General features: G+C 49.7%; 14 protein-coding genes, 15 tRNA genes and 1 rRNA gene. 29 read left to right on the top strand and 1 reads right to left on the bottom strand.

Annotation, left to right across the window (positions count from 1 at the left end):
* Positions 1-183: 183 nt before the first annotated feature.
* The 21 genes from HNR44_RS07815 (at position 184) to HNR44_RS07715 (ending at position 8,545) form a co-directional block, all read left to right on the top strand.
* Positions 184-3,116: ribosomal RNA gene (locus HNR44_RS07815) — 23S ribosomal RNA — on the top strand.
* Positions 3,117-3,267: 151 nt separating this feature from the next.
* A tRNA-Asn gene (locus HNR44_RS07810) sits at positions 3,268-3,342 on the top strand.
* A 3-nt stretch (positions 3,343-3,345) separates the two neighbouring features.
* Positions 3,346-3,436, top strand: a tRNA-Ser gene (locus tag HNR44_RS07805).
* A 21-nt stretch (positions 3,437-3,457) separates the two neighbouring features.
* Positions 3,458-3,532, top strand: a tRNA-Glu gene (locus HNR44_RS07800).
* Between the two features lie 9 nt (positions 3,533-3,541).
* Positions 3,542-3,618 (top strand) — tRNA-Met (locus tag HNR44_RS07795).
* Positions 3,619-3,685: 67 nt separating this feature from the next.
* Positions 3,686-3,761: transfer RNA gene (locus HNR44_RS07790), tRNA-Asp, on the top strand.
* Positions 3,762-3,771: 10 nt separating this feature from the next.
* Positions 3,772-3,847, top strand: a tRNA-Phe gene (locus tag HNR44_RS07785).
* Between the two features lie 7 nt (positions 3,848-3,854).
* Positions 3,855-3,930 (top strand) — tRNA-Thr (locus HNR44_RS07780).
* A 21-nt stretch (positions 3,931-3,951) separates the two neighbouring features.
* A tRNA-Tyr gene (locus HNR44_RS07775) sits at positions 3,952-4,037 on the top strand.
* Between the two features lie 3 nt (positions 4,038-4,040).
* A tRNA-Trp gene (locus HNR44_RS07770) sits at positions 4,041-4,114 on the top strand.
* A 10-nt stretch (positions 4,115-4,124) separates the two neighbouring features.
* A tRNA-His gene (locus HNR44_RS07765) sits at positions 4,125-4,200 on the top strand.
* Between the two features lies 1 nt (position 4,201).
* Positions 4,202-4,276: transfer RNA gene (locus HNR44_RS07760), tRNA-Gln, on the top strand.
* A gap of 5 nt (positions 4,277-4,281) precedes the next feature.
* A tRNA-Gly gene (locus HNR44_RS07755) sits at positions 4,282-4,356 on the top strand.
* 6 nt (positions 4,357-4,362) lie between these two features.
* Positions 4,363-4,437, top strand: a tRNA-Cys gene (locus HNR44_RS07750).
* 15 nt (positions 4,438-4,452) lie between these two features.
* A tRNA-Leu gene (locus HNR44_RS07745) sits at positions 4,453-4,542 on the top strand.
* Between the two features lie 94 nt (positions 4,543-4,636).
* Positions 4,637-5,155: a dUTP diphosphatase gene (locus HNR44_RS07740; protein ID WP_184403474.1), complete on the top strand. Its 519-nt coding sequence runs from the start codon at positions 4,637-4,639 to the stop codon at positions 5,153-5,155.
* 124 nt (positions 5,156-5,279) lie between these two features.
* Positions 5,280-5,364 (top strand) — tRNA-Leu (locus tag HNR44_RS07735).
* 136 nt (positions 5,365-5,500) lie between these two features.
* Entirely contained in the window at positions 5,501-6,466 is a 966-nt protein-coding gene (locus HNR44_RS07730; protein ID WP_343069407.1) for a tyrosine-type recombinase/integrase, read from the top strand.
* Positions 6,467-6,687: 221 nt separating this feature from the next.
* Positions 6,688-7,596 carry a helix-turn-helix domain-containing protein gene (locus HNR44_RS07725; RefSeq protein WP_184403473.1) on the top strand — a complete coding sequence of 303 codons (909 nt, stop codon included), beginning with the start codon at positions 6,688-6,690 and terminating at the stop codon, positions 7,594-7,596.
* Between the two features lie 239 nt (positions 7,597-7,835).
* The gene (locus HNR44_RS07720) at positions 7,836-8,384 is read left to right on the top strand and encodes a tyrosine-type recombinase/integrase (RefSeq protein ID WP_184403472.1); all 549 of its coding nucleotides are present in this window, start codon (positions 7,836-7,838) and stop codon (positions 8,382-8,384) included.
* A gap of 14 nt (positions 8,385-8,398) precedes the next feature.
* A complete protein-coding gene (locus tag HNR44_RS07715) occupies positions 8,399-8,545 on the top strand; it encodes a hypothetical protein (protein WP_184403471.1) in 147 nt (48 codons plus the stop codon).
* A 43-nt stretch (positions 8,546-8,588) separates the two neighbouring features.
* Here HNR44_RS07715 and HNR44_RS07710 read toward each other — a convergent pair whose 3' ends face one another.
* Positions 8,589-8,798, bottom strand: a complete 210-nt coding sequence (locus HNR44_RS07710) for a helix-turn-helix domain-containing protein (protein WP_184403470.1) — start codon at positions 8,796-8,798, stop codon at positions 8,589-8,591.
* Between the two features lie 129 nt (positions 8,799-8,927).
* Here HNR44_RS07710 and HNR44_RS07705 point away from each other — a divergent pair, with 129 nt between their 5' ends.
* The 8 genes from HNR44_RS07705 (at position 8,928) to HNR44_RS07670 (ending at position 13,380) form a co-directional block, all read left to right on the top strand.
* On the top strand, positions 8,928-9,188 hold the full coding sequence (locus tag HNR44_RS07705) for a hypothetical protein (protein ID WP_184403469.1): 261 nt from the start codon (positions 8,928-8,930) through the stop codon (positions 9,186-9,188).
* Positions 9,185-9,358, top strand: a complete 174-nt coding sequence (locus HNR44_RS07700; RefSeq protein WP_184403468.1) for a hypothetical protein — start codon at positions 9,185-9,187, stop codon at positions 9,356-9,358. Before HNR44_RS07705 ends, HNR44_RS07700 begins: the two co-directional genes overlap by 4 nt.
* A complete protein-coding gene (locus tag HNR44_RS07695; protein ID WP_184403467.1) occupies positions 9,342-9,566 on the top strand; it encodes a hypothetical protein in 225 nt (74 codons plus the stop codon). The genes HNR44_RS07700 and HNR44_RS07695 overlap by 17 nt, the downstream gene beginning before the upstream one ends.
* Entirely contained in the window at positions 9,556-9,762 is a 207-nt protein-coding gene (locus HNR44_RS07690; protein ID WP_184403466.1) for a hypothetical protein, read from the top strand. Before HNR44_RS07695 ends, HNR44_RS07690 begins: the two co-directional genes overlap by 11 nt.
* A 505-nt stretch (positions 9,763-10,267) precedes the next feature.
* Positions 10,268-10,570: a helix-turn-helix domain-containing protein gene (locus HNR44_RS07685; RefSeq protein WP_184403465.1), complete on the top strand. Its 303-nt coding sequence runs from the start codon at positions 10,268-10,270 to the stop codon at positions 10,568-10,570.
* A gap of 614 nt (positions 10,571-11,184) precedes the next feature.
* Positions 11,185-12,126: a hypothetical protein gene (locus HNR44_RS07680; RefSeq protein WP_184403464.1), complete on the top strand. Its 942-nt coding sequence runs from the start codon at positions 11,185-11,187 to the stop codon at positions 12,124-12,126.
* Positions 12,127-12,248: 122 nt separating this feature from the next.
* Positions 12,249-12,575, top strand: coding sequence for a hypothetical protein (locus HNR44_RS07675; RefSeq protein ID WP_184403463.1), 327 nt, complete (start codon positions 12,249-12,251; stop codon positions 12,573-12,575).
* 193 nt (positions 12,576-12,768) lie between these two features.
* The gene (locus HNR44_RS07670; protein WP_184403462.1) at positions 12,769-13,380 is read left to right on the top strand and encodes a hypothetical protein; all 612 of its coding nucleotides are present in this window, start codon (positions 12,769-12,771) and stop codon (positions 13,378-13,380) included.
* The last annotated feature ends 9 nt before the right edge of the window (positions 13,381-13,389 follow it).

Raw genomic sequence — 13,389 nt, 5'->3', positions numbered from 1 at the left:
TGGATCACCTCCTTTCTAAGGAGCACAGGGGCCTTCTAGCCGAAGGCCCGAACGACACGCTTTAGCTTTCATTCAGTTTTGAGCGGGCAACTGCTCAAACTCGTACCTTGAAAACTGAAGAACGCAAGCTTGAAGACACACACCGGGTTTCGCAAAGAAACCAAGCGTAAGAACCCCATCTGTGGTTAAATGAAGAAGGGCGCACGGTGGATGCCTTGGCACTAGGAGCCGATGAAGGACGCGACGAACGGCGAAACGCTTCGGGGAGCTGTAAGTAAGCTGGGATCCGAAGATATCCGAATGGGGGAACCCCTTCCCTGTCATGGGGGAAGATCAACCGCCCAATGAATTAAGCGGTTGAAGGCAGACCCGGAGAACTGAAACATCTTAGTACCCGGAGGAAGAGAAAGCAAAAGCGATTTCCTGAGTAGCGGCGAGCGAAACGGAAGCAGCCCAAACCAGACGGCTTGCCGTCTGGGGTTGAAGGACACGCTAATGGAGTCAGAAAGAAACGAGGAAGACGAACCGTCCTGGAATGGCCGGCCATAGGAGGTAAGAGCCCTGTAGTCGAATCCTTGTTTCCTCCGGCGTGGATCCTGAGTACGGCGGGGCACGAGAAACCCCGTCGGAAGCCGGGAGGACCATCTCCCAAGGCTAAATACTCCCTAGTGACCGATAGTGAACCAGTACCGTGAGGGAAAGGTGAAAAGCACCCCGGGAGGGGAGTGAAAGAGAACCTGAAACCGTGTGCCTACACGTAGTCAGAGTCCGTTTAGGGATGATGGCGTGCCTTTTGTATAATGAACCGGCGAGTGACGTGGACGTGCGAGGTTAAGTTGAAGAGACGGAGCCGCAGCGAAAGCGAGTCTGAAGAGGGCGCAGCAGTACGTGAACGTCGACCCGAAACCGTGTGATCTACCCATGTCCAGGGTGAAGGTCGGGTAACACCGACTGGAGGCCCGAACCCACGTGAGTTGAAAATTACGGGGATGAGGTGTGGGTAGGGGTGAAATGCCAATCGAACACGGAGATAGCTGGTTCTCCCCGAAATAGCTTTAGGGCTAGCCTCGGAGGAAGAGTTCTGGAGGTAGAGCACGGATTGGATGAGGGGTCCCTACAGGATTACCGAGTTCAGTCAAACTCCGAATGCCAGTAACTTGATATCCGGGAGTCAGACGGCGAGTGCTAAGATCCGTCGTCAAGAGGGAAACAGCCCAGACCACCAGCTAAGGTCCCCAAGTATGTGTTGAGTGGGAAAGGATGTGGCGTTGCTTAGACAACCAGGATGTTGGCTTAGAAGCAGCCATCATTGAAAGAGTGCGTAATAGCTCACTGGTCGAGTGACGCTGCGCCGAAAATGTACCGGGGCTAAACACATCACCGAAGCTGTGGATGCGCAAAGCGCATGGTAGGGGAGCGTTCTGTGGGCAGAGAAGGTCGACCGAAAGGACGGCTGGAGCGCACAGAAGTGAGAATGCCGGTATGAGTAGCGAAAAGAAGGGTGAGAATCCCTTCCGTCGAAAACCTAAGGTTTCCTGAGGAAGGTTCGTCCGCTCAGGGTTAGTCGGGACCTAAGCTGAGGCCGAAAGGCGTAAGCGATGGATAACTGGTGGAAATTCCAGTACCACCGACATCTGTTAGACCGAAGGGGGGACGCAGAAAGGTAGGGCGAGCGCGCAATTGGATGCGCGTCGAAGCGCACGAGGCTGTTGGATAGGCAAATCCGTCCAACGAGAAGGCTGAGTCGTGACCGCGAGGGAACTAAGAGTACCGAAGTCCCTGATCCTCCGCTGCCAAGAAAAGCCTCTAGGAAGGATGAAGGTGCCCGTACCGTAAACCGACACAGGTAGGTGGGATGAGAATTCTAAGACGCGCGGGACAACTCTCGTTAAGGAACTCGGCAAAATGACCCCGTAACTTCGGGAGAAGGGGTGCTTCTTGGGGTGACGAGCCCCGGGAAGCCGCAGTGAAAAGGCCCAAGCGACTGTTTACCAAAAACACAGGTCTCTGCGAAGTCGAAAGACGAAGTATAGGGGCTGACACCTGCCCGGTGCTGGAAGGTTAAGAGGAGGACTTAGCCCTTTGAGGGCGAAGGTCCGAATTGAAGCCCCAGTAAACGGCGGCCGTAACTATAACGGTCCTAAGGTAGCGAAATTCCTTGTCGGGTAAGTTCCGACCCGCACGAAAGGTGCAACGACTTGGGCACTGTCTCAACGAGAGACCCGGTGAAATTATAAGACCTGTGAAGATGCAGGTCCCCCGCGACAGGACGGAAAGACCCCATGGAGCTTTACTGTAGCTTGATATTGGGTTTCCGTGCAGCTTGTACAGGATAGGCAGGAGCCATGGAATCCGGAGCGCCAGCTTCGGAGGAGGCGCTGGTGGGATACTGCCCTTGCTGTATGGAAATCCTAACCTCGAACCGTAATCCGGTTCAGGGACAGTGTCTGGTGGGCAGTTTGACTGGGGCGGTCGCCTCCTAAACAGTAACGGAGGCGCCCCAAGGTTCCCTCAGAATGGTTGGAAATCATTCGAAGAGTGCAAAGGCAGAAGGGAGCTTGACTGCGAGACATACCGGTCGAGCAGGGACGAAAGTCGGGCTTAGTGATCCGGCGGCACCGCATGGAAGGGCCGTCGCTCAACGGATAAAAGCTACCCTGGGGATAACAGGCTAATCTCCCCCAAGAGTCCACATCGACGGGGAGGTTTGGCACCTCGATGTCGGCTCATCGCATCCTGGGGCTGAAGTAGGTCCCAAGGGTTGGGCTGTTCGCCCATTAAAGCGGTACGCGAGCTGGGTTCAGAACGTCGTGAGACAGTTCGGTCCCTATCCGTCGCGGGCGCAGGAAATTTGAGAGGAGCTGTCCTTAGTACGAGAGGACCGGGATGGACACACCGCTGGTGTACCAGTTGTTTTGCCAGAAGCACAGCTGGGTAGCTACGTGTGGACGGGATAAGTGCTGAAAGCATCTAAGCATGAAGCCCCCCTCGAGATGAGATTTCCCATCCTGGAAAGGGAGTAAGACCCCTCAGAGACGATGAGGTAGATAGGTCTGGTGTGGAAGCGTGGTGACACGTGGAGCTGACAGATACTAATCGGTCGAGGATTTATCCACGATCATGGGGCTCGGTGTCCTTCAAGCCCAGCGTTCTTCAGTTTTGAGGGTGCGAAACTCTATAAAAAGGACAAAAATCCTTTTTATAAAACCCTTGTAATTTACTTACTTATATATTAAAATGATGTTGTCCATTCGGCCAACAAGACATTCCACAGTAGCTCAGTGGTAGAGCAATCGGCTGTTAACCGATGGGTCGCTGGTTCGAATCCGGCCTGTGGAGCCAACTGGAGAGCTGTCCGAGTGGCCGAAGGAGCACGATTGGAAATCGTGTAGGCGGCAACCCCGTCTCGAGGGTTCGAATCCCTCGCTCTCCGCCATTGTTTCAATTATTTACACATGGCCCGTTGGTCAAGGGGTTAAGACACCGCCCTTTCACGGCGGTAACGCGGGTTCGAATCCCGCACGGGTCACCATTTTTATATCGCGGGGTGGAGCAGTCAGGCAGCTCGTCGGGCTCATAACCCGGAGGTCGAAGGTTCGAATCCTTCCCCCGCAACCAATATCATTCACATTTTGATATGATATTACATACTATGTAACACATCAAAACATTTTTATTTTTATTAGGGCCTGTGGTGTAGCGGTTAACATGCCTGCCTGTCACGCAGGAGATCGCGGGTTCGATTCCCGTCAGGCCCGCCATTTACATATTGGCTCGATAGCTCAGTCGGTAGAGCAGTAGACTGAAAATCTACGTGTCGGCGGTTCGATTCCGTCTCGAGCCACCACTTTGTTGCCGGTCTAGCTCAATTGGCAGAGCAACTGACTTGTAATCAGTAGGTTGGGGGTTCAATTCCTCTGGCCGGCACCATTTCCATTAAAAAACAAATATGGAGGGGTAGCGAAGTTGGCCAAACGCGGCGGACTGTAAATCCGCTCTCTCTGAGTTCGGCGGTTCGAATCCGTCCCCCTCCACCATTCAGGGGTATAGTTTAATGGCAAAACAGAGGTCTCCAAAACCTTCGATGTGGGTTCGATTCCTACTACCCCTGCCATAATTATGTGGCGGTTGTGGCGAAGTGGTTAACGCACCGGATTGTGGTTCCGGCATTCGTGGGTTCAATTCCCATCAACCGCCCCATTGGGCCATAGCCAAGCGGTAAGGCAACAGGTTTTGATCCTGTGATGCGCTGGTTCGAATCCAGCTGGCCCAGCCATATATGCGGGAGTAGTTCAGCGGTAGAACACCACCTTGCCAAGGTGGGGGTCGCGAGTTCGAATCTCGTCTTCCGCTCCAGTAGAGGGCGGCATAGCCAAGTGGTAAGGCAGGGGTCTGCAAAACCCTTACGCCCCGGTTCAAATCCGGGTGCCGCCTCCAAATTTTCTCTACCATGCCGGGGTGGTGGAATTGGCAGACACACAGGACTTAAAATCCTGCGGTTGGTAGACAACCGTGCCGGTTCAAGTCCGGCCCTCGGCACCATTTTAAACATGAAGCGAAAGCTTTACATACATGGTGATCCTGGCACTCGTCATTAGGATGAGTGTTTTCTTTATTTTTGATTAACAAGGAGCTTATGATGAGATCAAAAATTGATGTGAAAGTAAAGAAACTGAATGAGGATGCTGTTATACCAACATATGGGAGTGCCGATGCGGCTGGTTTTGATTTATATGCAGCTGAAGATACGGTAATCTTACCCGGGGAAACAGAAAAGGTGAAGCTTGGGTTTGCACTTGCGATCCCATCAGGGTATGAAATGCAAGTTCGCCCTCGTAGTGGCACATCAGTGAAAACAAAGCTGCGGCTGCCTAATTCGCCGGGCACAATTGACGCTGATTATCGCGGAGAAGTTGCCATCATTTTAACGAACGATCATGCTGCTGGTCCAAAAAAGAGGGAGATTCTTTTAATTGATGGGAACAGGATAACGTGTAATGAGGAATTTCCAGAGGGAACCTATGTAATTAGAAAACATGATCGCTTGGCCCAAGGGGTTTTGCAAGAAGTACCGTTTGCGAATTTTGCAGAGGTAGAGGAGCTGGAAGCTACTGAAAGAGGAAAGAGAGGGTTTGGCTCAACGGGTTCTCGGTGAGTGATGCTGAGAGCCATGAGCTTTCCCAATTACTGTAACGAATTATGAAAAATGCCTTGCGTAACCTTTAGCATATATGCTATATTAATTCTTGTCGGACAAACGATATCGTTATTCAAAAAACGGCGATGTGGCGGAATTGGCAGACGCGCGCGACTCAAAATCGCGTTTCTTCGGAAGTGTGGGTTCGAATCCCACCATCGCTACCATTTAACGTACATATACCGGGCTTGGAGCAAACAAGCGCGGTTATTTTTATGTTATATGTGACGGCAAATGAGTCGTTTGCATATACGATAGCTTACCGCGATTATCCGCTCTCTTATCGAAGGGGGCGGATTTTTTGTGTCTAAGCGAAATAACCACTTAAACGCCCGCGAATTGGAGATTGTCCGTCAACCAATTACCGACGTTATTATGACGTTCGACGAGGCGTTAGACAGGTTTCTTGCGGATGGTGAGCGCAAAGGTTTGCGGTCGTTTACTATCGAGTTTTACCGGAAGGAATGCCACTCGTTCCGAAAATATTTAATTAATGCGGAACATTCCATGCTTATCGGCGAAATTACACGGAACCATATCGATCAATTCGTCGAGGATTTGCAAATACGGCGGCGATTAAAGCCGGGCACAATCAATGCGAAGTTACGAGCCATACGGACGTTTTTTAATTATCTGCATGATTATAAATTTATTGAAGCTAATCCGATGCAAAAATACCCGCTCATGAAGGAACGGCGCAGCAACGTCGAAACGCTTACAACGAGCCAAGTTAAAAGGTTATTGAATGCGCCCGACCTTCGAACATTTACTGGCCAGCGCGACTATACGTTTTTATTACTTGTATTGGAAACGGGCGTGCGGCTAAACGAAGCAGCCGGGATGCTGGTTGAAGACGTGAAGTTAAGCGAAGGGCAGATATTCGTGCGCAACACAAAGAACCATTTCCACCGTTATGTGCCGATACAAGAGAAGATGAAGCAGCAGCTTAAACGGTATATACAATTGCGCGGCACATGTGAAACCGAGCATCTATTTGTGACGATTGAAGAACAAGCATTGTCACGTAGCCACCTGCAAAAGACCGTGAAGATACACGGCAAGAAGGCCGGCATCACAAACGTTCGATTGTCGCCCCACACCTTGCGGCACACCTTCGCGAAAATGTGTGTCATGAACGGTGCCGGCGTGTTCGAACTACAAAAGATTCTTGGCCACAGCACGATGGATATGGTGCGGACATATGTAAATTTATATTCGCAGGACGTACACGAAAAACACCGAGAGTTTTCGCCGTTAAAGGATTTATGACCAAAAATACACGCAGCAAGAAATAAAAAAGGAGCGCCCGCCACAAAACGGACACCCCACGCCTTGCCGTCTGCAAACGGCGAAAAGGCAAACAAAAACTAAGTACGTTCACTTTACCGAAAAAATCGGCAAAAGTCAAATTCTGCCCGTTTGCCGGTAAAATCGAACGTATGTACGTGAATGTGGTGCGGCGCTCCTAAACGAAAAAGGAGCGAACGGAAATGACGAAACTAAGCAATCTAACCAACGCAGACGCAGCAAACTACCGCCACCTATCACAATTTGAAACTATCAAGCAACTAAACGAAGCAATCCGCGCCCACTTGTACGAAAACAGCCACGCATTAAGCAAGGCAGCCATTGCGGTATTCAAGGCGCTGAAAAATCATGCGGCAAAGTATGTAGGTGTCGCGTTTATGAAGTACGACACGCTCGCGGCAGCCTGTGACGTTTCATACTCGACCGTCAAACGTTCCATTCGTGCGCTGGAAAAGTACGGCATGTTGGAAGTGCATCGGACGAAAAGGACACGTGGAACTAAGGGCGGCTATGGCCACAACGTGTTCGTGATTACGGCGCCTGCCCCGGCTGACCTACCGTCTGACCCATCCAAAATAGACCATCGCGACCAATCTACAAATACCGACACAGCAAGCGTTCAGGGTGCGAATAGCACCGCCGAAACTGCACTTTGTGAAGCTAGTACCACAAAGTGCAGTAATAAAGAGTCGAACGCGGGCGCGCGCGAGGAGCAACCGGTCAAACAAAACGAACCGGCCGCCGATATTGACGACCTTGATTCGACCTTTGCCCACGTCCCCGAAGCCTTCGCAAAGCAGTGCCGGCCGTTTTTTGACGCCGCCACGACCACGAAGCTATACCGCCGCGCACAGGCGGCATATAGGCGTACAGGCGGCTTAGATTACGAAGTAGGGGCGTATGTTAATGAAATCACGGCGGCGCTGAAACGGGCGATATATACGCTTAAAACCGGCAAGTTGCGGGGCGACTTGCCGGGGTACTTTTACACGGCGGCCAAAAATGCGCTGAATGATTGCTACAACGAAGAAGTGGCGGCCATGATGCCGGAAGAGGGTTCGGGCGTGGACTTGCCGGCGTGGCTTGCGTGAGGCGGGCGCAAGGTGTGACACGTGGCATCGATCGGCTATATATCACAACAATTGTTTTAATGACGAGGGCAAGCCAAAACCGTGCCGAAGGCCATTCCCGATCAAAAAAAGTTGGACGAAGAACTAGGCGAAAAGATTGCGGACGTTGCCAAAATAACCCTTGCAATATTTATCCATTAGAGGTAGAATAAATATAACAAAAAACATAAATATGTAACATTTATGGAGGGCGAGGCAAAATGGCAAACGAAGTAAACGCAATTAAGTCGAAACGTGACCGAAACAAAATGAAAAACGCGCTACATGGCCGGAACCGCCTGCTATTCACGGTCGGCGTGTCGTTAGGATTGCGCATAAGCGATCTATTAACGCTCAAGGTGGGCGATCTGCGCGGCAAGGAAACGCTAGTCCTGCCCGAGCAAAAGACCGGCAAGACGCGCTATATTAAGCTGAATGCGACCGTCCGCAAGGAAATGAAAGAATTAACGGGCGTCAGCGACGAAGAATACTTATTTCGGTCAGCCAAGGGCGACAACCGCCCGATAAGCCGTGTACATGCGCACCGCATCCTCAACGACGCGGCAAAACGGGCGGGGATTGCCGATAAAGTGGGCGCCATTGGCACGCACACCTTGCGCAAGACACATGGCTATATTCTGCACGATAACGGCACAGACATTACGCGGATCATGACGATGATGGGACACAGCACGCCGGCCATGACATTGAAATACATCGGCGTGACAAAAGACGAGATCGACCAAGCATACGAAGCCATCGAAGTTTAACAGGGGGTGAGCGCATGAACGGATTCCGAAGTTTTCTGTATCAACTAGCGAAGATACTAGGCGACATAAACGCGATCAAGAAGGGCAAGGTCGGCCGTCGAATTGGCCGCCGTATAGCCGGCAAAGCGACCGGGAAAGGGTTAGGAAAACTGTTTAAATAACGAAAGCCCAGCGCAGTTCAGGCCGGGCTTTTTTATTGCGTAGTTATTCATTGTTCGTTTGTATTTCGAACAAGTCGCCGGGTTCTACGTTTAAACCAACACAAAGATTATACATAGTATCGAAATCTATACGCCGGGATGAGTCCGTTTGAAATCCTTTTACGGTGTTCCGGCTTACGCCTGTCAGTTCCACTACATCGCGATTAGTAAGCCCCCGTTCCTTCATTATTTTTCCTAGTGTACACACGATCATAAATAACCTCCTAAGAATTTTATGTCAGGTAGTTGACATGTTTACGGAAACAGATTAATATTATAGTTAGAAGTTAACAAGTCAACATGATGACTTAAGTTATTATATCACATTTAGGAGGACGTTAAAATGTCAATTACTACACCAACCAAAACAAGTGCAACCACAATAGTCACGGCAGGTTTTCAATATCACCCGCCCAAAACCGCGCTAGGAATCGGCTTTTACGAAGTCACAGCGCTTGCCAACGGCCGCGTATGGCACGTTATGCCGTCGGCATGGGCTGACTTCATAACCGACCAAGGATTCGTCACAGACGGCGCAATTATGGGCTATGTGGGGCTTCCGGCGGAACTACTCGCGGAAATCACGGAAGGGGTGAGCCGATGAAAGCGTACAACGATGGCAAGGAAATATCGGTTAAGATGACGTTCGATGACGCTGCTATTACAGCCCTAGCCTTAATGGAATTAAATCAAAGTTTCGGTAACGAAAAAGCGCTCCATATTGCTGACGCGCTGAGAAATCCGGAGGTGCTTCGCAATGAGAACATGGGATAGAGTTGGCTACAGTGTGTCGGAGGTGCCGTTTGACCACGACTTGCACGAATTTATTGTGACCGGCAAAGGCGGCGAAACGATTGTCACGATCACGCCGGCAGATTTAAACGACCAAGCGCAGCTAGTGGCGGACTTAGACGCCGGCGAGGATGTAGACGGCTGGGAAGACGGAAAAGGCAACACAATTAACGTGGAAGGTGGCGAATAAAATAGCAAAAGTTTACTACGTATCAAACGAGTCCGGCGCGCCGGGAAACACCATCACGCAAGACAGCGACATTTTTTACAAGGTCGAGTACGAAGCAAAGGCGGCGGCCGGCGAGTACGTCCACGTTTACGAAGAACAGACGGACGATTACGACACGACTTATTACACTTGGCTGGAAAGTAAAGCGAAAGCGTAAAAATCGGCGCCGGCTGGTGTAAGAACAATATGAGGGCGGAAAATTTCAGCTGAAACCGTAAAATTCCCGTTTTTTGGTAATTGTAACTATAGTGAGGGGCGAAAAAGTCGACGCCGGCCGGTGTGAGGCGGAAACTTGTCCCAAAACGGCCGGCAATATCCGTATTAGAAGTAGAGGTGAAAAATTCGGCACAACCCGTAAAAAATCGAATTGGGAAACGTAAGGAATTTTTGCGGAAGGGTTGTAATTTAGGTGAAAACGTATCTGGAAGGGTGAGAAATATAAAGGCGGCCGGTGTTATAAAATACCGGAAAACGCTGCCATATACAGTGAGGGCGTGCGGGGTATCGCCTAATTGTGAAAAATCGTGTAAATCGCGGATTAAGGGGGCGTAAAATACCGCCTCAGTTACCCAGATACAGTGAGAGAGTTAACCGGCACCGCCGGGGCATTTTTTATTTAGCGGATAGTGTGCTAAACATACGAACTTTAAGGGGGCAAGAAAATGGAAATCACAACAATGACGGCTGAGCAACTGAAACAAGTCCGCGAAGCCTACGGAATCACGCAGGAAGAACTTGCGCAAAAGGTGGGTGTATCAAACGCAGCAATATCAATGATCGAATGCGGCCGCCGGCCAATGTCGGCGAGAGTAGCGAGCAAGATTACGCAAGAACTCGACTTAACGTCGGCCAAGCTCAAAGAAATTACTAAAACTTACGAGGCCATTGAGCGATTGAAGGCGGTCGCGCAAAAGTCGAACGGGTCACGATACGGAGATAGCGCAAAAAGTGAACATATTTACTAATAGAGACTTTAATAGGAAATGTGTGCATTTTTACTAAGCGTTATTATTCCGTTATAAATTCAAAGTCAAAACATTGCCTGCGGCTCTTACGAGCCTTGGCTAACTTACTCCATCGCAAGTATGTATGTATATAGTATTGCATCAGGTACAATAGCTGGCCACGCAAGTGGGCAGCAGGAAGGAGTGAGCTTGCTCACGACTGACTTGGTTTTTAGTATCGTTAATTAAGGCGCCATAGTAACGGGGAATTATTGCGTTGATTGTAAACAATCGGCGTTAATTCCGAAAGTCAAAACATTGCCTGCGGCTCTTACGAGCCTTGGCTAACATATTACGAGTATCTATAACGCTTATATATCCATTATATCTAGTTTGCGAAAGGGTTTTTAATTCCAAAAACACGACTGATATAAGAGGAGTAGAACTGAGCAGAGCAACACAAAAAACTACATATTGGGGTGAAAAACGGAGAAAAAAGGCGATAAACCCCTATATGTAGTGATGAGCATGCTTTTTAGCGCAAAACTTGAGCGGCACAAAATGCACCCTATTTGCCCCAAAAGCGGCACAAAATGCACCCTATTTTATCGCGCTAAAGTAGAAAGGAATGAAAAATGAGAAACGATGACAGTATTTTCTTCAAGAAGTTGAACCCGGAAGCTCGAAGGCGATTAATTGAAAAGGAATCGAAATACCAAGTTGTGAATACGGAAACGGGCGAGATTATCCAAAACTACAAACCGGCGCCGGTCGTTCCGTATAATCAAAAACAATCATACGACAAGTTTTCTGAACTACGGCAGCACCACAAAGAAAACGGCGGTTTTGTTCTCGCTCTTTGCGAGGAAGGCCAGCACGTAGGCGAGCGCCTGGAAAACTTAACGCAAGCAGAATACGCACTATTAATGGTTGTCGGTACATATGCAGCTTATCCGGTTGACGGAAACGTGTTTTGTTACTTACGTCACGATAACGGGCGATATATTAGTAAAAAGGGGCTGGTTGAGTTGTTGAATATTGCGGAAAGAACGTTCAGACAGTTTTACGGAAAATTAATATCAAACGAAATCATCGAAGAAAATGAAGATGGCGAAAAGTTAGCAATCAACCCTATGTACTTTTTCCGCGGAGACTTGGATACTATTAAGCCGTTTGCCGGCGACATGAAAAGCATCCGAATTTATCGGCAGACCATCCGCGACTTGAATAAGAAATTTACCGGCAAAAGCCGAAAGCAGTTAGGTTTAGTTTATGCCGTGCTGCCGTTTGTTCATTTTAGATATAACATTCTTTGCGCAAATCCATCGGAAAATTACACGGACGACGTGACGCCGTTGTCACTTGGCACACTTGCGGAGTTTCTTGGCTATGGCGACCCCAAAAAATTAAGACAAGCATTGCGAGGCATCCGCGTTAACGGCCGGCCTGTATTCCAGTTTGTCGAGGACGACAAGGACGTAAGAAAACGTAAAATTATCGTAAATCCCAAGGTGATGTTCGGAGGGAACAGCGAAGCATTAGAGTCAATCAGCGCCTTGTTTAACGAATCAAATTAATAAGGCCGCCCTGAGAGGTAGAAACCGAAAAAAGCGCCATAAACGCCGCCACCACGCGGATTAATCCGATTATAAAACCGGCACAAAAAGAACCATATCTACGAAAAAGGGGCGATTAAACGGTGAAAGACATTAGCAACCGCGAAAAATACGTATCATTTAACGATGTTTGCGAGGAGCTAAACCAACCACACGAAGACCAGTTGCATCTAACGAAATTGACCGTAAACGCCGGCGGCACGATTTACACAATTGATGCGAACGGGCTGAAAGTTGCTCACGGCGAAGCACCAACAGGCCGCGGAACGTCCATTGTTACGGAGTACCAAAGCGAAACCGGCGATACATTCGAGCGTCAAGAGCAGTTTCACAAAGGACAGGTGAAGTCAGAGATACGGCAAGTTAACGCAGGACAACCGGGAAATTACCGCGACATATGGAGAGACTAACAGCCGCCGGGTAATCCGCCCAGCCCGGCGCTTTTCTCACGAATGGATGAACGAAGGAGAGAGGCGAAAGATGACGACGACGACAGCAGCGCAGCCAGCAGCACCGAAGGACATTTACGCAATCCACGAACAGCACAAACACGCCGCCGGCAACGAAACACTAAGCGCCACACAAGCCCGGTATAGCCACCTAGTGGCCGACCTTGACGAATGGCTAACGGCAGCCGACCGGCCGCACATGGAACGACACGACCATGAAAGCGACGACTTGACCGCGAAAACGAACATGCCCGATCATAAGGCGCCGATCAGCACGATCGAAGGCGCTGGGAACTTGCTTGCGTTCAATGCTGAACAGCTTATGAGGCAATACGAGGCGGAGCAGGCGCGCACCCGGAGCGCGGCCGAATGGAGGCGGCTGGAAAAATGGCACATAGAACGCGAAGAATTTACGATCATTGACCTTGCCCATCGGTTACGTGACTTTGACCGCGAAGAATACCGAGCAGAACGAAAAAAGTGGCGAAGATGCCAGCACCGGTTTTGCCGCAACATATACCCGGTCGACAGCACTAATTGCGTTGTTCCCGGTTGGTCCAAGCGCAAGGACAGCCGATATTGTACAAATGCTTGTCGCGTTGCAGCGAGAGACGCCCAGCGAGAATACGAAAGAACTGCTCAAATTTATGAGAACGGTACGTACTTGCCTGTTTATGCCTATAGAACGATTACGGAGGATCAGAAAGAGCGCAACAAAAAAGATTCTGAATTTATATCAGAAAATATTGAAAATTATGCTCCGTAGCCGTGGAAA

It is taken from the genome of Geomicrobium halophilum, assembly GCF_014207655.1.
Taxonomy (GTDB): domain Bacteria; phylum Bacillota; class Bacilli; order Bacillales; family Marinococcaceae; genus Geomicrobium; species Geomicrobium halophilum.
Note: the sequence above shows the minus strand (reverse complement) of the source record. Positions and strands in the feature narration are given on the sequence as shown.